The sequence below is a fragment of the Pseudomonas sp. BN505 genome (assembly GCF_029873175.1).
In the GTDB taxonomy this organism is placed as follows: domain Bacteria; phylum Pseudomonadota; class Gammaproteobacteria; order Pseudomonadales; family Pseudomonadaceae; genus Aquipseudomonas; species Aquipseudomonas putida.
In genome coordinates this window covers 238,994-259,998 of record NZ_SSOI01000030.1, presented here as the reverse complement: position 1 = coordinate 259,998, position 21,005 = coordinate 238,994, and the positions used below count along the sequence as shown (strand labels likewise).

16 protein-coding genes and 4 tRNA genes are annotated in these 21,005 nt (G+C 61.6%); 18 read left to right on the top strand and 2 right to left on the bottom strand.

The annotated features are described in order from the left end of the window. Positions 1-4 precede the first annotated feature (4 nt). Positions 5-1,693 carry an EAL domain-containing protein gene (locus tag E8E78_RS08755; RefSeq protein ID WP_061203050.1) on the top strand — a complete coding sequence of 563 codons (1,689 nt, stop codon included), beginning with the start codon at positions 5-7 and terminating at the stop codon, positions 1,691-1,693. Positions 1,694-1,782: 89 nt separating this feature from the next. Here E8E78_RS08755 and E8E78_RS08750 read toward each other — a convergent pair whose 3' ends face one another. Further along, positions 1,783-3,531, bottom strand: a complete 1,749-nt coding sequence (locus tag E8E78_RS08750) for a sigma-54-dependent Fis family transcriptional regulator (RefSeq protein ID WP_114942345.1) — start codon at positions 3,529-3,531, stop codon at positions 1,783-1,785. A 222-nt stretch (positions 3,532-3,753) separates the two neighbouring features. On the opposite strand from E8E78_RS08750, the gene E8E78_RS08745 reads away from it, so the two are divergent. From E8E78_RS08745 to E8E78_RS08720, 6 genes are read left to right on the top strand one after another with little or no spacing between them, the layout of a single operon-like run. Further along, positions 3,754-4,848 carry an ABC transporter ATP-binding protein gene (locus tag E8E78_RS08745; protein ID WP_280314110.1) on the top strand — a complete coding sequence of 365 codons (1,095 nt, stop codon included), beginning with the start codon at positions 3,754-3,756 and terminating at the stop codon, positions 4,846-4,848. Then, positions 4,848-5,945 (top strand): ABC transporter ATP-binding protein, encoded by a 1,098-nt coding sequence (locus E8E78_RS08740; RefSeq protein ID WP_114942344.1) that lies wholly within the window; start codon positions 4,848-4,850, stop codon positions 5,943-5,945. Before E8E78_RS08745 ends, E8E78_RS08740 begins: the two co-directional genes overlap by 1 nt. Beyond that, positions 5,942-6,808, top strand: coding sequence for a sugar ABC transporter permease (locus E8E78_RS08735; RefSeq protein ID WP_084966929.1), 867 nt, complete (start codon positions 5,942-5,944; stop codon positions 6,806-6,808). The genes E8E78_RS08740 and E8E78_RS08735 overlap by 4 nt, the downstream gene beginning before the upstream one ends. A 3-nt stretch (positions 6,809-6,811) precedes the next feature. Then, on the top strand, positions 6,812-7,612 hold the full coding sequence (locus E8E78_RS08730) for a carbohydrate ABC transporter permease (RefSeq protein WP_016500566.1): 801 nt from the start codon (positions 6,812-6,814) through the stop codon (positions 7,610-7,612). A gap of 12 nt (positions 7,613-7,624) precedes the next feature. Continuing rightward, positions 7,625-7,897: a DUF2160 domain-containing protein gene (locus tag E8E78_RS08725; protein WP_016500565.1), complete on the top strand. Its 273-nt coding sequence runs from the start codon at positions 7,625-7,627 to the stop codon at positions 7,895-7,897. Positions 7,898-7,936: 39 nt separating this feature from the next. Continuing rightward, positions 7,937-9,676 (top strand): ABC transporter substrate-binding protein, encoded by a 1,740-nt coding sequence (locus E8E78_RS08720; RefSeq protein ID WP_114942343.1) that lies wholly within the window; start codon positions 7,937-7,939, stop codon positions 9,674-9,676. A 186-nt stretch (positions 9,677-9,862) separates the two neighbouring features. On the opposite strand, the gene folD is transcribed toward E8E78_RS08720, so the two are convergent. After that, positions 9,863-10,717 carry a bifunctional methylenetetrahydrofolate dehydrogenase/methenyltetrahydrofolate cyclohydrolase FolD gene (gene folD / locus E8E78_RS08715; protein WP_016500563.1) on the bottom strand — a complete coding sequence of 285 codons (855 nt, stop codon included), beginning with the start codon at positions 10,715-10,717 and terminating at the stop codon, positions 9,863-9,865. 270 nt (positions 10,718-10,987) lie between these two features. Between folD and E8E78_RS08710 the strand changes: the two genes are divergently transcribed. The 11 genes from E8E78_RS08710 (at position 10,988) to E8E78_RS08660 (ending at position 20,945) form a co-directional block, all read left to right on the top strand. Further along, positions 10,988-11,064, top strand: a tRNA-Arg gene (locus E8E78_RS08710). Positions 11,065-11,106: 42 nt separating this feature from the next. Next, positions 11,107-11,182: transfer RNA gene (locus E8E78_RS08705), tRNA-His, on the top strand. Between the two features lie 52 nt (positions 11,183-11,234). Further along, positions 11,235-11,319, top strand: a tRNA-Leu gene (locus E8E78_RS08700). 52 nt (positions 11,320-11,371) lie between these two features. Further along, positions 11,372-11,447 (top strand) — tRNA-His (locus E8E78_RS08695). Positions 11,448-11,917: 470 nt separating this feature from the next. After that, positions 11,918-12,217: a DUF6388 family protein gene (locus E8E78_RS08690; protein ID WP_016500560.1), complete on the top strand. Its 300-nt coding sequence runs from the start codon at positions 11,918-11,920 to the stop codon at positions 12,215-12,217. Between the two features lie 250 nt (positions 12,218-12,467). Next, positions 12,468-13,781, top strand: a complete 1,314-nt coding sequence (tig, locus tag E8E78_RS08685; protein ID WP_016500559.1) for a trigger factor — start codon at positions 12,468-12,470, stop codon at positions 13,779-13,781. Positions 13,782-13,873: 92 nt separating this feature from the next. Beyond that, positions 13,874-14,515: an ATP-dependent Clp endopeptidase proteolytic subunit ClpP gene (gene clpP / locus E8E78_RS08680; protein WP_012271562.1), complete on the top strand. Its 642-nt coding sequence runs from the start codon at positions 13,874-13,876 to the stop codon at positions 14,513-14,515. Between the two features lie 108 nt (positions 14,516-14,623). Beyond that, complete coding sequence (gene clpX, locus E8E78_RS08675; protein WP_016485885.1) at positions 14,624-15,907, top strand: ATP-dependent Clp protease ATP-binding subunit ClpX; 1,284 nt, start codon at positions 14,624-14,626, stop codon at positions 15,905-15,907. 163 nt (positions 15,908-16,070) lie between these two features. Then, on the top strand, positions 16,071-18,467 hold the full coding sequence (lon, locus tag E8E78_RS08670) for an endopeptidase La (RefSeq protein ID WP_049276841.1): 2,397 nt from the start codon (positions 16,071-16,073) through the stop codon (positions 18,465-18,467). Between the two features lie 152 nt (positions 18,468-18,619). Continuing rightward, complete coding sequence (locus E8E78_RS08665) at positions 18,620-18,892, top strand: HU family DNA-binding protein (RefSeq protein WP_016485887.1); 273 nt, start codon at positions 18,620-18,622, stop codon at positions 18,890-18,892. 181 nt (positions 18,893-19,073) lie between these two features. Continuing rightward, on the top strand, positions 19,074-20,945 hold the full coding sequence (locus E8E78_RS08660) for a SurA N-terminal domain-containing protein (RefSeq protein WP_049276840.1): 1,872 nt from the start codon (positions 19,074-19,076) through the stop codon (positions 20,943-20,945). Positions 20,946-21,005 lie beyond the last annotated feature (60 nt).

The window sequence follows — 21,005 nt, the reverse complement described above, 5'->3', positions numbered from 1 at the left end:
CTTCATGGATGATAACTATCGTGCGGCCGTGGACGCGGCCGCGATCTTCTCCGAAACCGACCTGCGTGGGAACATCACGTACGTCAACCAGCAGTTCTGCAGCATCTCGGGCTACAGCCGCGAGGAGCTGCTGGGCGCCAACCACCGTATTCTCAACTCTGGCCTGCACGAGCCGGCATTCTTCGTCGGCATGTGGCAGGCCCTGACCGCCGGGCGGGTGTGGAAGGGCGAAATCTGCAACCGGTCCCGGGACGGTTCGCTGTACTGGGTCGACAGCACCATGGTGCCACTGGTCGACCCGCTGACTGGCCAGGTGCGCAAGTATGTGTCGATCCGCTTTGACGTCACCGAGAAGCGCCAGCTGCTGCATACCTTGCAATGGCGGGTGGGCCACGATGTGCTCACTGGCCTGCCCAACCGCGCCTACCTGTCCGACCTGCTGAACCAGGCCCTGGCCTACTCGCGCCGCGAAGACATCTCGCTGGCGGTGTGCATGCTCGACCTGGATGGCTTCAAGGCGGTCAACGACGGCTACGGGCATGCCGTGGGCGACCTGCTGCTGGTGGAGGTGGCGCAGCGCTTGGAGAGTATCTTGCGCGGTGCTGATGCCGTGGCCCGGTTGTCGGGTGACGAATTCGTGCTGATCCTGCGCAATGTCGATGATGAGCGCCAGCTGCATGCAGCCCTGAGGCGGGTGTTGCGGGCATTGGCGGCGCCCTGTGTGGTACGCGAACACACGCTGTCGCTCAGCGCCAGCATCGGCGTGACCCTGTACCCCCAGGATGACGAAGATGCCGATACGCTGGTACGCCACGCCGACCAGGCCATGTATGTGGCCAAGCAGCGCGGGCGCAACCGCTATCACTTGTTCGACGTATCGCAGGAGCAGGAACTCAAGGCCACCCACCAGACGGTGGCGCGGGTGCGACGGGCCCTGAACAACCACGAGCTGTGCCTGTATTACCAGCCCAAGGTCAACCTGCGCAGTGGCCAGGTGCTAGGTTTCGAGGGCTTGCTGCGCTGGCAGCGGCCAGGCCGTGGCGTGGTGCCGCCTGGCGATTTTCTGCCCTGGGTTGAGCAGACCGACCTGATCGTCGAAATCGGCGAATGGGTGATCGGCCAGGCCCTGAGCCAGCTGCAGGCCTGGGGGCGCCAGGGGCAGCCTTGGTCATTGAGCGTGAACATCGCTGCACGGCATCTACAGCGCAGTGACTTTACCGAGCGCCTGCAGCAGCTATTGGCAGCGTACCCGCAGGTGGACCCGTCGCGGCTGGACCTGGAAATCGTCGAGTCAGTGGCCATCGACAACCTGCAGCACGTCAGCCGCTGCCTGGACGCCTGTCGTGCGCTGGGCGTGCGCTTTTCGCTGGACGATTTCGGCACCGGTTACTCGTCGTTGAGTTACCTGAAACGCTTGCCGACCCAGACGATCAAGATCGACAAGTCGTTCGTGCGGGACATCCTGCACGACCAGGATGACCTTGCCCTGACCGCCGCGGTGATCGGCCTGGCGCGAGCCTTCGGCCGCGAGGTCGTAGCCGAAGGCCTGGAGAGTGTGGAACACGGCAGGGTGTTGATGGGCCTGGGCTGCGAGCTGGCGCAGGGCTATTGCATCGCCAGGCCGATGCCGGCCAGTGAAGTGCAAGCTTGGGCACAGACCTACCGCCAGCCGGTGCAGTGGCGCGACCCTTGAACGGCCATCGGCCGCTCTGACTGACCTGGATGCACAGCCAAATTGGCTGAATGAACGCGATCAAGTGCAGCATTGGTGCAAATATGGCTTCATCGCGCCCGCAAACGCTTGTACAGCGTGGTGCGGCTGATCCCGAGCCGACGTGCGACCGCCGAGAGGTTGCCGTTGGCTTGCTCGACCAGCATCTGCAGGTCCGTCTCTTCGGTCGCCACCAGCACCGCCATCTGCGACTCGGCCAGAAAGCCCGCAGGCAGGTGCTCGACGCCGACAGGCCCGTTGCCCGCCAAGGCCAGCGCAACTTGCAGCACGCTTGCCAGTTCACGCAGGTTGCCTGGCCAAGGGTGTTGATCCAGCAGGTCGATAATGGCCGGGGACAGCCGCGCGGGTTGCCCAGGGTCGCGAAAACGCGCATGCACCTGCTCGATCAACTGGCGCCGGTCACCGCGTTCGCGTAGCGGCGGCAGTACCACGGCCAGGCCGGCGATACGGTAATACAGGTCCTGGCGAAAGCGCCCGGCGCGCACTTCTTCGGCCAGATCGCGGTTGCTGGCCGACACCACGCGGATATCCACTGCCACCGGCTCGCCACTGCCCAGCGGCTGGATGCTCCGCGACTGCAGCACACGCAGCAGGCGTGCCTGGGTAGGCAGTGGCATGTCGCCGATTTCATCGAGAAAAAGGATGCCGTGGTGGGCTTTGCGAATCAGCCCCGGGTTGCCCTTGTGGTGCGCGCCGGTGAAGGCGCCTTTGTCGTAGCCGAATAGCTCCGACTCCACCAGCTCGGCGGGGATCGCCGCACAGTTGACCGCGACCAGCGGCCGGTTGGCGCGGCTGCTGGCGCGGTGCAGACTGTCGACGAACACTTCCTTGCCGACGCCGGTTTCACCTTGCACCAACACCGGGATGTCCTTTTCCAGTAACAGGCCGGCCTGTTGCAACGCTTTCTCCAGGCGCGGCTCGCCACTGTCGGCCTCGGGGCGGCGAGCGGTTTTGCGTGGGGGATGCCACTGGCAATGAAAGCGGTTGCGCCCGGTGGCTTGCAGGGCAAATGCCTGTTCTCGGGGATGACTGAGCAGCTGTTGCAAGGGCAACTGGAACAGCTGCTCGATGTTCTGCCGCAGCGGATTACCACCGAGCAGGCTGTCGGCCCGGTGATTGGCGGCCAACACCTGCCCGCGCTCATCGAACACCAGCAGGCCGGCCCAAGGGCTGTCGAGGTTGTCGGAGGCGCTATTGAAGATCAGCTGCGCATGCCGGTCGGCATGCTCGGCGAGGATCAGGCGGTTTTCCAGGCTCTGGCCCATCATGCGCACCAGGCCAAGCGTCTGGCTGGCCGGCAGGTAGCCGTCGCTGGCAACGTCGAGCACCCCGACCAGCTGCCGCGCGGCGTCGAACAGGGGGGCGGCTGCGCTGGACATGTAGCGGTTCTGGCGCAGGAAGTGCTCGTCCTGGCCCACGTGGATCGCCTGGGCGCAAATCAGCGTGGTGCCCAGGGCATTGGTGCCGACGCCACGCTCGAGCCAATGGGCACCGGCGCTGAAACCCTGCTGCTGGTTCGGCTCGATGAAACGCCGCGAGCCCCAGCTATCGAGTATGCAGCCGCTGGCATCGGCCAGCATCACCAGGTAGCTGGCGTTGCCCAGCAGGTGTGTGTATTGCGGCAGTACTTCCTCGCGGGTCAGGCGCAGCAGAGCCTGGCGCTGTTCCAGCAATGCGCTGAGCTCGGTGCGGGTCAGGCAGTCGAAATCCGGCGCGTGCTGCGGCTGCAGGCCGTGATCGCGGCAGCGGGCCCAGGAAGCCTGGATCAGCTGGGCGTGGGTGGAAGCGGATGCGGCCATGGGCCTGTCCTTTGGGTTGTTGTTATGGGCCGACCGCTGTTCAGTGTTGTCCACGGGTGTTCATTGTCAAACCGGCAAGTGTTCAGTTGTTCAGTGATTGTGCTCAGGTGTGAAGCCGCGATTTGCCAGCGCTGCCACCCAGGCCCCGGACCAGAGCACCGGGGAGCGATTGGCACGGAACTGGCTGTGCACCGCAGACAACAATCACAAGAAGGCCACGCCATGTCCCTGGTGCTGGAGCAAGTCAGCCGCAGCGTCGATAACCAGCCCTGGATCGTCGAGGCTTCGCTGCGTTTCGAGCCCGGTTCGTTCAACGTGCTGCTGGGCCGCACCCTCGCCGGCAAGACCAGCCTGATGCGCCTGATGGCGGGGCTCGACCGCCCGGACCAGGGCCGGGTGCTGATGGATGGCCAGGACGTCACCGGTGTGCCGGTACGCCAGCGCAATGTGTCGATGGTGTATCAGCAATTCATCAATTACCCGACATTGAGCGTGTTCGAAAACATCGCTTCGCCGCTGCGCCAGGCGCGCATGGCCGAGGACCAGATCCGCCGGCGGGTGCAGGAAACTGCCGAGATGCTGCGCATCGAAACCTACCTGCAGCGCCTGCCGCTGGAGCTTTCCGGCGGCCAGCAGCAACGCACGGCGATGGCCCGGGCATTGGTCAAGGATGCTTCGTTGATCCTCTTCGATGAGCCGTTGGTGAACCTCGACTACAAGTTGCGCGAAGGCCTGCGCCAAGAACTGCGCGAACTGTTTGCGGCGCGTCATTGCATTGCCGTGTACGCCACCACCGAGGCCAACGAGGCGCTGGCGCTGGGCGGCACCACCACTCTCGTGCACGACGGCCGGATCGTGCAGAGCGGGCCCACCACCGAGGTTTATCAGCGCCCGGGCAGTGTGCTGGCTGCCGAGCTGTTTTCCGAGCCGCCGATAAACCTGGTGGCGGGCCGTATCAGTGGCAACGAGGTGAGCCTTGCCCAGGCTGTACACTTTGCCCGCAATGCCGACTTGCAGCCGCTGGCCGAGGGCGACTACCGCTTTGGCGTGCGCCCCAGCCATATCACCCTGGTGCCGGCCCATGACGATGACCTGGAGCTGGCGGTGCTGGTGGAACTGGCAGAGATCAGCGGTTCAGAAACCTTCCTGCATGTGCGTAACGAATACTGGCGCATGGTCCTGCACCTGCCCGGTGTGCACGAATACCAGGTGGACACGCCCATTCGCGTGTTCATCCCCACGCACAAGCTGTTCGTCTTCGACAGCGCCGGGACGTTGGTGCAGGCCCCGGGGTTGCGCCAGGCAAGGAGAGGGTGATGGCCGAAATCCGCCTGCGCCAACTGGCGCACAGTTACAGCCGCCAGCCCGCCAGCGAGGCCGACTATGCCCTGCACGCACTGGATCATGTGTGGGAGCAGGGCGGTGCCTATGCCTTGCTCGGGCCATCGGGCTGCGGCAAGTCGACCTTGCTCAATATCATTTCCGGGCTGCTGACGCCGTCCCATGGCGAAGTGCTGTTCGACGGCAAACCGGTCAACCAGCTGTCACCACAGGCCCGCAATATCGCCCAGGTGTTTCAGTTCCCGGTGGTGTACGACACCATGACGGTGTTCGACAACCTGGCCTTCCCCTTGCGCAACCAGGGGCTGGATGAAGCCCGGGTGCGTGCCCGGGTGGAAGAAATTGCCGAGGTGCTCGACCTGGCGGGCGTGCTGCGCAAGAAGGCGCGCAACCTCAGTGCCGACGAAAAACAGAAGGTCTCCATGGGGCGCGGCCTGGTGCGCGATGACGTGTCGGCGATCCTGTTCGACGAGCCGCTGACGGTGATTGATCCGCACCTGAAGTGGAAGCTGCGGCGCAAGCTGAAGCAGATCCATGAGCAGTTCAATATCACCATGATCTACGTCACCCACGACCAGTTGGAGGCCTCCACCTTCGCCGACAAGATCGCGGTGATGCACGGCGGGCGCATTGTCCAGTTCGGCACCCCGCGCGAGCTGTTCGAGCGGCCGCGGCATACCTTCGTTGGCTACTTCATCGGCAGCCCGGGGATGAACCTGATCGACGTGCGTGCCAAGGCGGACGGGGTGGTGTTCGGCGATGTCCACCTGGCGCTGCCCGATGGCCTGCGCGAGCGCCTGGCGGCGACGGCGGGTGGGCGACTGCAGGTGGGCATTCGCCCGGAGTTCGTGCAGCTGTGGGACAGCCCGTTCGAGGGTGCCCACCCGGCACGCGTGCTGGATGTCGAAGACCTGGGCACCTACCGTATCGTCACCCTCGAACTGGGCGGTGTCGCGCTCAAGGCGCGGCTGGGCGAGGACCGCCCGTTGCCCGTGGAGCAGGCCTGGGTCAGCCTGCCGGCGCAGTGGCTGATGTTGTACGTCGACGATGTGCTGCTGGAGGCCGGGCCATGAGCAACAAGGTGCAGAACAACAAGGCCTGGTGGCTGGTGCTACCGGTGTTTCTGCTGGTGGCGTTCAGCGCAGTGGTACCGATGATGACGGTGGTCAACTACTCGGTGCAGGACATCTTCGATCAGTCCAACCGCTACTTCGTCGGTGCCGACTGGTACCGCCAGGTGCTGCGTGACCCGGCGCTGCACGATGCGCTGCTGCGCCAGTTCATCTACTCCGCCTGCGTGCTGCTGATCGAGATCCCGCTGGGTATCAGCATTGCCCTGACCATGCCGACCAAGGGGCGCATGGCCTCGGTGTGTTTGATCATCATGGCGATACCGTTGCTGATCCCGTGGAACGTGGTCGGCACCATCTGGCAGATTTTCGGCCGTGCCGACATCGGCCTGCTTGGCGCCACCCTGGCCAAGCTTGGGGTCAGCTACAACTATGCCGGCGACCCGTTCGACGCCTGGCTCACCGTGCTGGTGATGGATGTGTGGCACTGGACCTCGCTGGTGGCATTGCTGTGCTATTCGGGGCTGCGCGCCATCCCCGACGTGTACTACCAGGCTGCACGCATCGACCGTGCCTCGGGCTGGGCGGTGTTCCGCCATATCCAGCTGCCCAAGCTGAAAAACGTGCTGCTGATCGCGGTGATGCTGCGCTTCATGGACAGTTTCATGATCTACACCGAGCCATTCGTGCTGACCGGTGGCGGGCCGGGCAACGCCACGACGTTCCTCAGCCAGACCCTCACGCGCATGGCCGTGGGGCAGTTCGACCTGGGCCCGGCGGCGGCGTTCTCGCTGGTGTACTTCCTGATCATCCTGCTGGTGTCGTGGCTGTTCTACACAGCCATGACCCATGCCGACAAGGACTAGGCCATGAGCACGCGCAAATCGCTGGCCCTGCTGCTGTACTTCTTCTTCCTGCTGGTGCCGATCTACTGGCTGCTGAACATGTCGTTCAAGAGCAATACCGAGATCCTGGGTGGCCTGACCCTGTGGCCGCAGGCGTTCACCCTCGACAACTACCGGGTGATCTTCACCGATGCCAGCTGGTACAGCGGCTACCTCAACTCGCTGTATTACGTGTGCCTGAACACGCTGATTTCGCTGCTGGTGGCGTTGCCGGCAGCGTATGCCTTCTCGCGCTACCGCTTCCTCGGCGACCGCCACCTGTTCTTCTGGCTGCTGACCAACCGCATGGCGCCACCGGCGGTATTCCTGCTGCCGTTCTTCCAGCTGTACTCGTCGATTGGCCTGTTCGATACCCATATCGCCGTGGCCCTGGCCCACTGCCTGTTCAACGTGCCGCTGGCGGTGTGGATCCTGGAGGGGTTCATGTCGGGGGTGCCTAAGGAAATCGACGAAACGGCCTACATCGACGGCTACAGTTTCCCGCGCTTCTTCGTGAAAATCTTCATTCCGCTGATTGGCTCCGGCATCGGCGTCACGGCGTTTTTCTGCTTCATGTTCTCCTGGGTCGAACTGCTGCTGGCGCGCACCCTGACCTCAGTGAACGCCAAGCCGATTGCTGCGGTAATGACCCGCACCGTGTCGGCATCAGGCATCGACTGGGGTGTGCTGGCGGCGGCGGGGGTACTGACCATCTTGCCGGGCATGCTGGTGATCTGGTTCGTGCGCAACCATGTGGCCAAGGGCTTTGCCCTGGGCCGGGTGTGAGGAGGGCAACGCATGGAGTGGATGGCCTGGACCCTGCCGACGGCGCTGTTCTTCGTCGCCGTTGGCGTGCTGCTGGTGGGCATGACCCTGCTTGAACTGCGCCGCCCCTGCGTAGCGCGCCGGGGCTTCTTGCCGCTGGTCACCAGCCGTGGTGACCGCTTGTTCATCGGCCTGCTGGCCAGCGCCTACCTGCACCTGCTGGTGGTCGGCGTCAGCGACTGGCCCTTGTGGGTGGCCTCGCTGCTATCGCTGGCGTGGCTGGTGGTGGTGCTGCGCTGGGGCTGAGCGAGCGGCCCTGTGGGATAACTGAAACGGGAGATCACAATGTTCGATAACAAGCACAACAGGCGACATTTGACCCTTGCCGCGTTGCTGGTACTGGCCAGCGCGCATGGCGCTGCCTGGGCCGACCAGTACGAAGATGCAGCAAAAAAATGGATCGGCAGTGAGTTCAAGCCCTCAACCCTTACCCCTGAACAGCAACTGGCTGAATTGCAGTGGTTCATCAAGGCCGCCGAGCCGTTCCGTGGCATGAAGATAAATGTGGTGTCGGAAACCATCACCACCCATGAGTATGAATCCAAGGTGCTGGCCAAGGCCTTCAGCGAGATCACCGGCATCCAGCTGACCCACGACCTGCTGCAGGAAGGCGATGTGGTGGAGAAACTGCAGACGCAGATGCAGTCGGACAAGAACATCTACGACGGCTGGGTCAACGACTCTGACCTGATCGGTACGCACTTTCGCTATGGCAAGGTGGAATCGATTACCGACCTGATGGCCAACGAGGGCAAGGCCTACACCTCGCCGACCCTCGACCTGAAGGATTTCATCGGTATTTCCTTCACCACTGCGCCGGATGGCAAGGTCTACCAACTGCCCGACCAGCAGTTCGCCAACCTGTACTGGTTCCGCGCCGACTGGTTCGAGCGCCCAGAGCTTAAGGCTAAATTCAAGGAAAAGTACGGTTATGAGCTGGGCGTGCCGGTGAACTGGTCGGCCTACGAGGACATTGCCAAGTTCTTCACCGAAGACGTCAAAGAAATCGACGGCAAGCGCGTTTACGGGCACATGGACTACGGCAAGAAAGACCCCTCGCTGGGCTGGCGCTTCACCGATGCCTGGTTCTCCATGGCCGGTGGCGGTGACAAGGGCCTGCCCAACGGCTTGCCGGTGGATGAATGGGGCATTCGCGTCGAGGACTGCCATCCTGTGGGGTCCAGCGTGACCCGCGGCGGCGACACCAACGGGCCGGCGGCCGTCTATGCCACGCAAAAGTACGTGGACTGGATGCGTGCCTACGCGCCCAAGGAGGCCCAGGGCATGACCTTCTCCGAAGCCGGCCCGGTACCGGCGCAGGGCAACATTGCCCAGCAGATATTCTGGTACACCGCGTTTACCGCCGACATGACCAAGCCTGGCTTGCCGGTGGTAAATACCGACGGCACGCCGAAGTGGCGCATGGCGCCTTCGCCGAAGGGGCCGTACTGGGAGGAGGGGATGAAACTGGGCTACCAGGACACCGGCTCGTGGACGTTCTTCAAGTCCACCCCCGAGAAGCAACGCCTGGCGGCGTGGCTGTATGCCCAGTTCGTCACCTCCAAGACCGTGTCGCTGAAAAAGACCATCGTCGGCCTGACGCCGATTCGCGAGTCGGACATCAACTCCCAGGCCATGACCGACCTGGCGCCCAAGCTGGGCGGGCTGGTGGAGTTCTACCGCAGCCCGGCGCGGGTGCAGTGGACGCCGACCGGCACCAACGTGCCGGATTACCCGCGGCTGGCGCAGCTGTGGTGGAGCCATATCGCCGAAGTGGCCAGTGGCGAGAAGACCCCGCAGGAAGCCCTGGACGGCCTGGCCCGCGACCAGGACCGCATGATGGAACGCTTGCAGCGCTCCAATGCCCAGGCGACCTGTGCACCCAAGATGAACCCGGAGAAAGACGCCCAGTACTGGTTCGACCAGCCGGGCGCACCGAAGCCCAAGCTGGCCAACGAAAAGCCCAAGGGCGAGACAGTCAGCTACACCGAACTGCTGAAGTCGTGGGAGGCGGCGCGCAAGTGATCGGCTGAGCACCGCGTTGGTTTCTTCGCGGGCTCGGCCGCTCCCACAGGCACTGCACCGCTCTCAAGGGTTGGGGTGTTCCTGTGGGAGCGGGCAAGCCCGCGAAGAGGCCAGCAAGGCCAATGCATAAATCACAGGCAAAAAAAACGGCACCTGCCAGAGGTGCCGTTTTCGCATCACGCGCTATTACTTATGCAGCTCTTCCGCCGCATACAGCGTGTTTTCCAGCAGGCAGGCCCGGGTCATCGGCCCGACGCCACCCGGCACCGGGGTGATCCAGCCCGCGCGCGGCAGGGCGGTCTCGTAGACCACGTCGCCGACCAGCTTGCCGTCTTCCTGGCGGTTGATGCCCACGTCGATGACGATGGCGCCTTCCTTGACCCACTCACCCTTGACCAGGCCCGGCTTGCCGGCAGCCACGACCACCAGGTCGGCACGCCCGACATGGCCGGCCAGGTCCTTGGTGAAGCGGTGGCAGACGGTCACGGTGCAGCCGGCCAGCAGCAGCTCCATGGCCATCGGGCGACCCACGATGTTGGAGGCGCCGACGATCACCGCATCCATGCCATACAGGTCCTGACCAGTGCTTTCCAGCAAGGTCATGATGCCTTTCGGTGTGCAGGGGCGCAGCAGCGGAATGCGCTGGGCCAGACGGCCTACGTTATACGGGTGGAAGCCGTCCACGTCCTTGTCCGGGCGAATGCGCTCGAGCAGCAGCGAGGCGTCCAGGTGCTCCGGCAGCGGCAGTTGCAGCAGGATGCCGTCTACAGCCGGGTCGTCATTGAGGCGATCGATCAGCTCGGTCAGGGCCTGCTGCGAGGTTTCGCTGGGCAGGTCAAATGCCTGCGAAATGAAACCGACCTCTTCGCAGTCCTTGCGCTTGTGCGAGACATAGACTTGCGAGGCGGGGTCGGTGCCGACCAGGATCACTGCCAGGCCGGGCGTACGCAGGCCTTGCTGGCGACGCTCCACGACACGTTGAGCGATCTGCTTGCGCAGGCTGGCGGCGATCGCCTTGCCATCGATTAGGTGTGCAGTCATAGACGCGTGATTAACCATCGAGAAGGAAACAATAAAGAGCGCGTATTCTCGCACGACACGCGCCAAGGGCAAAGGCGGGTGGTCGGGCAAATCCCCTAACCCCTTAAATAATTTAAATTTTTTTGAAAAAGGTGTTGACGACTTTCGGGGTCGCCTATAAGATTCGCCGCACTTGTCGGGCACAGCCTAGCACTGGTTGGCTAAGTCGGGCAGAATGAGTGGTTTAGCAGTTACCTGTTAATGACTCGTTCGGTTAGGCTTCAAGCTTAAGCGCCCGTAGCTCAGCTGGATAGAGCATCCGCCTTCTAAGCGGATGGTCGCAGGTTCGAGTCCTGCCGGGTGCGCCATTAGGCAGCATGGGCAAGCAAGTAAGGTTGTAATGCAATATGGTGGGCGTAGCTCAGTTGGTAGAGCGCCGGATTGTGATTCCGGTTGTCGTGGGTTCGATTCCCATCGTCCACCCCATATTCTTCAAAGGCGCCTCGATAGCATCTGGCGCCTTTGTTTTAAGCGTTACGCGGACGTGGTGAAATTGGTAGACACACTGGATTTAGGTTCCAGCGGCGCAAGCTGTAAGAGTTCGAGTCTCTTCGTCCGCACCATGCTTCTGTAAAGCTGTACTGCAACACTGCAACACTGCAACACCGCAATATGGTGGGCGTAGCTCAGTTGGTAGAGCGCTGGATTGTGATTCCAGTTGTCGTGGGTTCGATTCCCATCGTCCACCCCATATTCCAGAAAAGGCGCCTTGATCGTGAGATCGGGCGCCTTTTTGTTTTGGGTTTTGAGTGGTTGTGGTGTGTATGGCTTGGGTGTTTCGGCGCCAGTGAGACCGAGCGCCGCCCGCGCGGCGCTTCGCAGCACAAGGCTGCTCCTACATTTGTTTCGGGCCAATTATTTCTGTGAGATTTGCGCGCGAACACCTTGGCGTATGACGCGATATCGCGCCGTACAAACAAGGCGGTCGCGTGCGTCTGCCACAGGATTGACTGGCCCGAAACAAATGTAGGAGCAGCCTTGTGCTGCGAAGCGCCGCGCGGGCGGCGCCCGGCCTCACAGGCGCTGAAAATGTCGTGGCGCACGCCCTCACGGCCAATTCACATTCGACCCCTTGCAATCCTCTAGTGGCATCCCAATAAAAGCTGTTAGATTTCAGCCGGTTGAAACACCGGCCTGGTTGGCCGGCAGAGGAACAGCTCAATGATTGCAAAAGAATCCCGTCAGGCCCTGGCGCTACAGCGCTTTGCCGAGGCCAACCCGCAGCTGCTCGAAGAGATTCGTGAGCTGGATGCGCGCGAGCAGGCCCAGCAGATCGAGTGGGCATTCGAGGATGCGGCCGATGAGCAGGGCATTCAGCCCTGGGAGCTGGCGCTGCAATTGATTGCCGAAACCCCGGAACAGCTGCAGGCCATGCGCCTGGAGACGCACCGCGAGGTGGCCGAGGCGCTGGGGATGGGGTGGGAAGAATATTGCCAGTTCAACGAAATCGATCCCGAGTAATAAAGGAAGCGAATTCGCCACTGGCAGTTGTTTGACAAGGTATTTCGGCTGCAGGTCGCCCCGGGCGTCGTGCGGCCCTTATTGAAGCAGGGTCGGCGGTAAGCCGTGCGGGCCTTGAAAGTTAATCGACCGGCGTGGTTTCCCGTCGTCCCGAGTGGGGTGACTTCTGCTGCGCGACTCACTAGAATGCTTGCCCTTGATTCTGGAGTCGGGCTAACGCCGGCTAACGTCTGTGCAACGAGGAATATCCATGCAAGTTTCTGTTGAAAACACTTCCGCTCTCGAGCGCCGCATGACCATCGCCGTTCCGGCCGAGCGCGTCGAGAACGAAGTCAACAAGCGTCTGCAGCAGACTGCCAAGCGCGCCAAGATTGCGGGCTTCCGTCCTGGTAAAGTGCCGATGAACGTGATCCGTCAGCGTTTTGAAGCTGACGCCCGTCAAGAGGCTTTCGGTGACCTGGTCCAGGCTTCCTTCTACGAAGCCATCGTCGAGCAGAAGCTGAACCCGGCTGGCGCCCCTGCTGTAGAGCCAAAGTCCTTCGAAAAAGGCAAGGACCTGGAATTCGTCGCCATCTTCGAAGTGTTCCCTGAGTTCACCGTTGCCGGCCTCGAGTCGATCAACGTCGAGCGCTTGAGCGCCGAAGTGGCTGACGCCGATCTGGACAACATGCTGGAAGTGCTGCGCAAGCAGAACACCCGTTTCGAGGCTGTCGAGCGCGCCGCGCAGAACGACGACCAGGTCAACATCGACTTCGTCGGCAAGGTTGACGGTGAAGTGTTCGCCGGTGGTTCGGCCAAGGGTACCCCGCTGGTGCTGGGCTCCGGCCGCATGATCCCGGGCTTCGAAGAAGGCCTGGTTGGCGCCAAGGCTGGCGAAGAGCGCGTTGTCAACGTGACCTTCCCAGAGGACTACCAGAACCTGGACCTGGCTGGCAAAGCTGCCGAGTTCACCATCACCGTCAACAGCGTTGCCGCCCCTGTGCTGCCAGAGCTGAACGAAGAGTTCTTCGCCCAGTTCGGTATCAAAGAGTCGACCCTGGAAGGCTTCCGCACCGAAGTTCGCAAGAACATGGAGCGTGAACTGCGCCAGGCGATCAAGACCAAGGTGAAAAACCAGGTCATGGACGGCCTGCTGGCCGCCAACCCGATCGAAGTGCCAAAGGCCCTGCTGGAAAACGAAGTCAACCGTCTGCGCGTGCAGGCTGTTCAGCAGTTCGGTGGCAACATCAAGCCTGAGCAACTGCCTGCCGAGCTGTTCACCGAACAAGCCAAGCGCCGCGTAGTGCTGGGCCTGATCGTGGCCGAAGTGGTCAAGCAGTTCGAGCTGAAGCCGGACGACGCCAAGGTTCGCGAGATGATCGAAGAAATGGCTTCGGCTTACCAGGAGCCTGAGCAGGTCATCGCCTGGTACTACAAGAACGACCAGCAAATGAACGAAGTGCGTTCGGTTGTGCTGGAAGAACAAGTTGTAGATACTGTTCTGCAGAAAGCGACTGTGACCGACAAGTCGGTCTCGTACGAAGAAGCCGTAAAACCAGCCGAGGCACCAGCCGAAGCCGAGTAATACGTTTTCTCTCGTAGGAAACCCCCACAAGCCAGCCTTCGCGCTGGCTTGTGCGTATTCAAGCCATGACTATTTGGGAGTGAGCGCAGGACATGTCCCGCAATTCTTATATTCAGCAGAGCTCTGACATCCAGGCCGCCGGCGGCCTGGTCCCGATGGTTATCGAGCAGTCCGCCCGTGGCGAACGCGCCTATGACATCTACTCGCGTCTGTTGAAGGAGCGAGTGATCTTCCTGGTGGGTCCTGTAGAAGACTACATGGCCAACCTGGTAGTGGCGCAGATGCTGTTCCTTGAGGCGGAAAACCCGGACAAGGATATCCATCTTTACATCAACTCCCCAGGCGGCTCGGTGACTGCAGGCATGTCGATCTACGACACCATGCAGTTCATCAAGCCGGACGTCTCGACCATCTGCATCGGCCAAGCCTGCAGCATGGGTGCGTTCCTGTTGACCGCCGGTGCCAAGGGTAAGCGTCACTGCCTGCCTAACTCGCGAGTGATGATTCACCAGCCATTGGGCGGCTTCCAGGGCCAGGCTACCGACATCCAGATTCACGCCCAGGAAATCCTCAGCATTAAGGCGCGTCTCAACGAGCTGCTGGCCTACCACACCGGCCAGGACCTCGAGACCATCCAGCGTGATACTGAGCGTGACAACTTCATGAGCGCCTCGCGCGCGGCCGAGTACGGCCTGATCGACTCGGTCTACGACAAGCGGCAACTGGCCTCCTGAACCGGGGTGTCAGAGCAGGTAGGCGCGGAAAGCGCCTACCTGCGGACTTGAAAAAGCCCGCAATTGCCTTCATCTTGTGTTGCAAGCCTACCGGATTGGATCGATCGAATGACTGACACCCGTAACGGCGAGGACAGCGGCAAATTGCTCTATTGCTCCTTCTGCGGCAAAAGCCAGCACGAAGTGCGCAAATTGATTGCCGGGCCCTCGGTATTTATCTGCGACGAGTGCGTCGACCTGTGCAACGACATCATCCGTGAGGAGGTGCAGGAAGCCCAGGCCGAGAGCAGCGCGCACAAATTGCCTTCGCCGAAAGAAATCAGCGGCATCCTGGACCAGTACGTCATTGGTCAGGAGCGCGCGAAGAAGGTGCTGGCCGTAGCGGTATACAACCACTACAAGCGCCTGAACCAGCGTGACAAGAAGGGCGACGAAGTCGAACTGGGCAAGAGCAACATCCTGCTCATCGGGCCGACCGGCTCGGGCAAGACCCTGCTCGCCGAAACCCTGGCACGCCTGTTGAACGTACCGTTCACCATTGCTGACGCCACCACCCTGACCGAGGCCGGTTATGTGGGTGAGGACGTCGAAAACATTATTCAGAAGCTGTTGCAGAAGTGCGACTACGACGTGGAAAAGGCCCAGATGGGCATTGTCTACATCGACGAAATCGACAAGATTTCGCGCAAGTCGGACAACCCGTCCATTACCCGTGACGTCTCGGGTGAGGGCGTGCAGCAGGCGCTGCTGAAACTGATCGAGGGCACTGTGGCCTCGGTACCGCCGCAAGGTGGGCGTAAGCACCCGCAACAGGAGTTCCTGCAGGTAGATACCCGCAACATCCTGTTCATTTGCGGTGGCGCGTTCTCGGGCCTGGAAAAAGTCATCCAGGGCCGTTCCACCAAGGGTGGCATCGGTTTTGGCGCAGAAGTACGCAGCAAGGAAGAAGGCAAGAAGGTTGGTGAGTCCCTGCGTGAGGTCGAGCCGGATGATCTGGTCAAGTTTGGCCTGATTCCGGAATTCGTCGGCCGTCTGCCGGTGCTGGCTACCCTCGACGAGCTGGACGAGGCTGCGTTGATGCAGATCCTCACCGAGCCGAAGAACGCCCTGACCAAGCAGTATGCCAAGCTGTTCGAGATGGAAAGCGTCGACCTCGAGTTCCGCAGCGATGCACTCAAGGCCGTTGCACGCAAGGCCCTGGAGCGCAAGACTGGCGCCCGTGGCCTGCGTTCGATCCTCGAAGGCGTGTTGCTCGACACCATGTACGAGATCCCTTCGAAGAAGGATGTCAGCAAGGTGGTGATCGACGAGAGCGTCATCGAAGGCACTTCGCAGCCGCTGATGATCTACGAGAACAGCGAGCCGCAAGCCAAGGCCGCGCCAGACGCCTGATTCAGGCAATGGCCGGTGACGGTTGCAAGCAAGAAGGGGGCCTACGGGCCCCTTTCTGCTTTTCCTGCGCTAGCGCTTGTAATTTCCCAAGCGTGCCCCCACATTAGGTCCAAGCATCATTTCCACCGGTTTCCGGCCATAAGGCCGCTGTAGAGGCGAAATCATGAAGACCACCCTCGACTTGCCTCTTTTGCCATTGCGCGATGTCGTTGTTTACCCGCACATGGTTATCCCGCTGTTCGTGGGGCGCGAAAAATCCATCGAAGCCCTCGAGGCAGCGATGACGGGCGAAAAGCAGATCCTGCTGCTGGCCCAGAAAAACCCGGCCGACGACGATCCGGGCGAGGACGCCCTGTACCGTGTCGGCACCGTTGCCACTGTGCTGCAGCTGCTGAAACTGCCTGATGGTACCGTCAAGGTGCTGGTCGAGGGCGAGCAGCGTGGCGCGGTCGAGCGTTTCACCGAAGTAGAAGGGCACATCCGTGCCGAAGTCTCCCTGATCGACGAAACCGACGCCGCCGAGCGCGAGTCGGAAGTGTTCGTGCGCACGTTGCTGTCGCAATTCGAGCAGTATGTGCAGTTGGGCAAGAAAGTCCCTGCTGAAGTGCTGTCTTCGCTGAACAGCATCGAAGAGCCAGGGCGTCTGGTCGATACCATGGCGGCCCACATGGCCCTGAAGATCGAGCAGAAGCAGGAAATTCTCGAAATTGTCGACCTGACCACCCGTGTCGAACACGTGCTGGCGCTGCTGGATGCTGAGATCGACCTGCTGCAGGTTGAAAAGCGCATTCGTGGTCGGGTCAAGAAGCAGATGGAGCGCAGCCAGCGCGAGTACTACCTGAATGAGCAGATGAAGGCCATTCAGAAAGAGCTCGGTGATGGTGACGAAGGCCACAACGAAGTCGAAGAGCTGAAAAAGCGCATCGAAGCCGCTGGCCTGCCCAAGGATGCCTTGGCCAAGGCCCAGGCCGAGCTGAATAAGCTCAAGCAGATGTCGCCGATGTCGGCCGAGGCCACGGTGGTGCGTTCGTACCTCGATTGGCTTGTGCAGGTACCCTGGAAGGCCCAGAGCAAGGTGCGTCTGGACCTGACCAAGGCCGAGGAAATTCTCGATGCCGACCACTATGGCCTGGAAGAGGTCAAGGAACGCATTCTCGAGTACCTTGCCGTGCAGAAGCGCGTCAAGAAAATCCGCGGCCCGGTGCTCTGCCTGGTCGGCCCACCTGGCGTGGGCAAGACCTCGCTGGCCGAGTCGATCGCTGCTGCCACAAACCGCAAGTTCGTGCGCATGGCCCTGGGTGGCGTGCGTGACGAGGCCGAGATCCGTGGCCACCGCCGTACCTATATCGGCTCCATGCCTGGCCGCCTGATCCAGAAGATGACCAAGGTGGGTGTGCGCAACCCGCTGTTCCTGCTCGATGAAATCGACAAGATGGGCAGTGACATGCGTGGCGACCCGGCTTCGGCGCTGCTGGAAGTGCTCGACCCGGAGCAGAACCACAACTTCAACGACCACTACCTGGAAGTCGACTACGACCTCTCGGACGTGATGTTCCTGTGCACCTCGAACTCGATGAATATCCCGCCGGCGCTGCTCGACCGGATGGAAGTCATCCGCCTTCCGGGCTACACCGAGGACGAGAAGATCAACATCGCGGTCAAGTACCTGGTGCCCAAGCAGGTCAAGGCCAACGGCTTGAAGAAGGAAGAGCTTGAGGTCGACGTTTCGGCGATCCGCGACATCATCCGCTACTACACCCGCGAAGCCGGTGTGCGGGGCCTGGAGCGGCAAATTGCCAAGGTCTGCCGCAAGGTGGTCAAGGAACATACCGGGCAGAAGCAGGTCAAGGTCAAGGTGGCCAGCGAGCAGCTGGAGCACCTGCTGGGCGTGCGCAAGTTCCGTTATGGCCTGGCCGAGCAGCAGGACCAGATCGGCCAGGTCACCGGCCTGGCCTGGACCCAGGTGGGTGGCGAACTGCTGACCATCGAAGCCGTGGTCATCCCCGGCAAGGGCCAGTTGATCAAGACCGGCTCGCTGGGCGATGTGATGGTCGAGTCGATCACCGCCGCACAGACCGTGGTACGCAGCCGCGCCCGTAGCCTGGGGATTGCCGCCGACTTCCACGAGAAGCGCGACGTACACATCCACATGCCGGAAGGCGCCACGCCGAAGGACGGCCCAAGCGCGGGCGTGGGCATGTGCACCGCGCTGGTGTCGGCGCTGACGCAGATTCCGGTACGTGCCGACGTGGCCATGACCGGCGAAATCACCCTGCGTGGCCAGGTGCTGGCCATTGGCGGGTTGAAGGAAAAACTGCTGGCGGCACACCGTGGCGGCATCAAGACGGTGATCATTCCAGAGGAGAATGTTCGCGATCTGAAGGAGATTCCGGAAAATATCAAACAGGATCTTCAGATCAAACCGGTCAAATGGATTGACGAAGTCCTGCAAATTGCGCTGCAATACGCCCCGGAGCCCTTGCCAGATGTGGCTCCTGAGATTGTCGCGAAAGATGAAAAGCGCGACGGCGATGCTAAGGAAAGAATCAGCACGCATTAGTAGTTTTTGGCTGGGGGGCTTTCCTTGACAGTTTTTTCGGGCCCTTGCTATAAAGCGGCACGCTATTGTCATCAAGCCACCCAGCGCACGTTTCATAAGCTTTTCATTACATACTTAGAAACAAACTCAATAGAGAAATAAGGGGACTTAGAGTGAACAAGTCGGAACTGATTGACGCTATCGCTGCATCGGCTGACATTTCCAAAGCTACCGCAGGTAAGGCTCTGGACGCTGTGATCGACTCCGTAACCGGTGCCCTGAAAGCAGGCGACGACGTCGTTCTGGTTGGCTTCGGTACCTTCTCGGTAAAGGACCGCGCCGAGCGTACTGGCCGTAACCCGCAAACCGGTAAGGCGATCAAGATCGAAGCCGCCAAGGTTCCAGGTTTCAAGGCTGGCAAAGGCCTGAAAGACGCCGTCAACTAAGTCGTCTTTCAGCCGGACCTGGCTTTGCCGGGGCCGAGCACGCTGAAGGCGGGGCGCAAACGTTCCCGCCTGACACGTTTGCTAAGAAAAGGCGCATCCTCGGATGCGCCTTTCTTTTATCAGGATTCTACCCACGCTCCGCGGTTGTCGACGCAGTGGTACAGCCGTTTCTGGGGGACGCATGCTGCAAAATATCAGGGACAATTCACAAGGTTGGATTGCCAAGACCATCATCGGCCTTATCGTCGTCTTGATGGCGTTGACCGGTTTCGAAGCTATTTTCCAGGCCGCCACCCATAGCCAGGACGCCGCCAAGGTGAACGGCCAGACCATCAGCCAGAACGAGCTGGCCCAGGCGGCCGACATGCAGCGCCGTCAGTTGATGCAACAGTTGGGCAAGGATTTCGACCCAGCGCTGCTGGAAGACAAATTGCTGCGTGAAGAGGCGCTCAAGGGCCTGATCAGCCGCAAATTGCTGCTGCAAGGCGCCGAAGATGCCAAGTTTGCCTTCTCCGAGGCTGCGCTGGATCAGGTGATCCTGCAAACGCCGGAGTTCCAGGTGGATGGCAAGTTCAGTGCTGACCGTTTCGACCAGGTCATCCGCCAGATGGGCTACGGCCGCATGCAGTTCCGCGAGATGCTCGCCGAGGAAATGCTCATCGGCCAGCTGCGCACCGGCCTGGCGGGTAGCAGCTTTGTCACCGACCAGCAGGTCGATGCCTTCGCTCGCCTGGAGAAGCAGACCCGCGATTTCGCCTCCCTGACCTTCAAGGCCGACCCGGCCGCGGTCAAGGTCAGCGACGAAGAGGTCAAGGCGCATTACGAGCAGCACGCCAAGGAGTTCATGTCGCCTGACCAGGTGGTGATCGACTATATCGAGCTGAAGAAGTCGGTGTTCTTCGACCAGGTCAAAGTGACCGACGAAGAGCTCAAGGCCCAGTACGAGAAGGAAATCGCCAACCTCGCCGAGCAGCGCCATGCCGCGCACATCCTCATCGAGGTCAACGACAAGGTCACCGACGCCCAGGCCAAGGCCCGTGCCGAAGAGATCGAGCAGCGTCTGGCCAAGGGTGAAGACTTTGCCGCGCTGGCCAAGGAGTTCTCCCAGGACCCGGGTTCGGCCAACAGCGGTGGTGACCTCGGCTTTGCGGGCCCGGGTGTGTACGACCCGGCGTTCGAGGATGCGCTGTACAAGCTGCAGGACGGCCAGGTCTCGACGCCAGTGCGCACCGAGTTTGGCTATCACCTGATCAAGCTGCTGGGTGTGCAGGCGCCTGAAGTGCCGAGCTTCGCCAGCTTGAAGGACAAGCTGACCCGCGACCTGAAAACCCCGCTGGTCGAGCAGCGTTACGTCGATGCCAGCAAGCAGCTGCAGGATGCTGCCTACGAGGCTTCCGACCTGGCCCAGCCGGCCCAGGACCTGAACCTCAAGGTGCAGACCTCTGCAGCCTTCGGTCGCGAGGGTGGTGAAGGTATTACCGCCAACCGTTCGGTGGTGCAGGCTGCGTTCTCCGAAGAAGTGCTGGAGGAGGCTGCCAACAGCACCGCCATCGAGCTCGACCCGGAGACCACCGTGGTATTGCGCGTCAAGGAGCACCGCAAGCCGGAGCAACTGCCGCTGGAAGCGGTGGCCAGCAACATCCGCGAACACCTGGCCAAAGAGAAGGCGACGGCCGAGCTCAAGGCCAAGGCGGACAAGCTGATCGCCGGCCTGCGTGACGGTTCCATCGCAGCTGACAGCGTGCACGAAGGGCAAGGCTGGAAGGCCTATGAAGCAGTTACCCGAGGCGAGGACGGTATTGACCCGGCCGAACTGCAGGCGCTGTTCCGTCTGGGCAAGCCGCAAGCCAAGGGCAAGCCGGTGTATGGCAGCGTAGTGCTGCGTGACGGTAGCCTGGTGGTGCTGCAGCTCAAGGGCGTCAACGAAGGCGCTACCGCCACCGACGAAGAGAAGCAGCAGATCCGCCGCTACCTCGCGTCGCGTGCTGGCCAGCAGGACTTCGCGGCCTACCGCAAGCAGCTGGAAGCCAATGCGGATATCACCCGTTACTAAGGTGATCGCTGCATGAAGAAACAGGCCGCCTCGTGCGGCCTGTTTCGTTTCTGTCGCTTA

Bases quoted from the DNA above. Each gene is read 5' to 3' on its own strand.
- E8E78_RS08755 (WP_061203050.1), top strand. From the start codon at position 5: ATGGATGATAACTATCGTGCGGCCGTGGACGCGGCCGCGATCTTCTCC.
- E8E78_RS08750 (WP_114942345.1), bottom strand. From the start codon at position 3,531: ATGGCCGCATCCGCTTCCACCCACGCCCAGCTGATCCAGGCTTCCTGG.
- E8E78_RS08745 (WP_280314110.1), top strand. From the start codon at position 3,754: ATGTCCCTGGTGCTGGAGCAAGTCAGCCGCAGCGTCGATAACCAGCCC.
- E8E78_RS08740 (WP_114942344.1), top strand. From the start codon at position 4,848: ATGGCCGAAATCCGCCTGCGCCAACTGGCGCACAGTTACAGCCGCCAG.
- E8E78_RS08735 (WP_084966929.1), top strand. From the start codon at position 5,942: ATGAGCAACAAGGTGCAGAACAACAAGGCCTGGTGGCTGGTGCTACCG.
- E8E78_RS08730 (WP_016500566.1), top strand. From the start codon at position 6,812: ATGAGCACGCGCAAATCGCTGGCCCTGCTGCTGTACTTCTTCTTCCTG.
- E8E78_RS08725 (WP_016500565.1), top strand. From the start codon at position 7,625: ATGGAGTGGATGGCCTGGACCCTGCCGACGGCGCTGTTCTTCGTCGCC.
- E8E78_RS08720 (WP_114942343.1), top strand. From the start codon at position 7,937: ATGTTCGATAACAAGCACAACAGGCGACATTTGACCCTTGCCGCGTTG.
- folD (WP_016500563.1), bottom strand. From the start codon at position 10,717: ATGACTGCACACCTAATCGATGGCAAGGCGATCGCCGCCAGCCTGCGC.
- E8E78_RS08690 (WP_016500560.1), top strand. From the start codon at position 11,918: ATGATTGCAAAAGAATCCCGTCAGGCCCTGGCGCTACAGCGCTTTGCC.
- tig (WP_016500559.1), top strand. From the start codon at position 12,468: ATGCAAGTTTCTGTTGAAAACACTTCCGCTCTCGAGCGCCGCATGACC.
- clpP (WP_012271562.1), top strand. From the start codon at position 13,874: ATGTCCCGCAATTCTTATATTCAGCAGAGCTCTGACATCCAGGCCGCC.
- clpX (WP_016485885.1), top strand. From the start codon at position 14,624: ATGACTGACACCCGTAACGGCGAGGACAGCGGCAAATTGCTCTATTGC.
- lon (WP_049276841.1), top strand. From the start codon at position 16,071: ATGAAGACCACCCTCGACTTGCCTCTTTTGCCATTGCGCGATGTCGTT.
- E8E78_RS08660 (WP_049276840.1), top strand. From the start codon at position 19,074: ATGCTGCAAAATATCAGGGACAATTCACAAGGTTGGATTGCCAAGACC.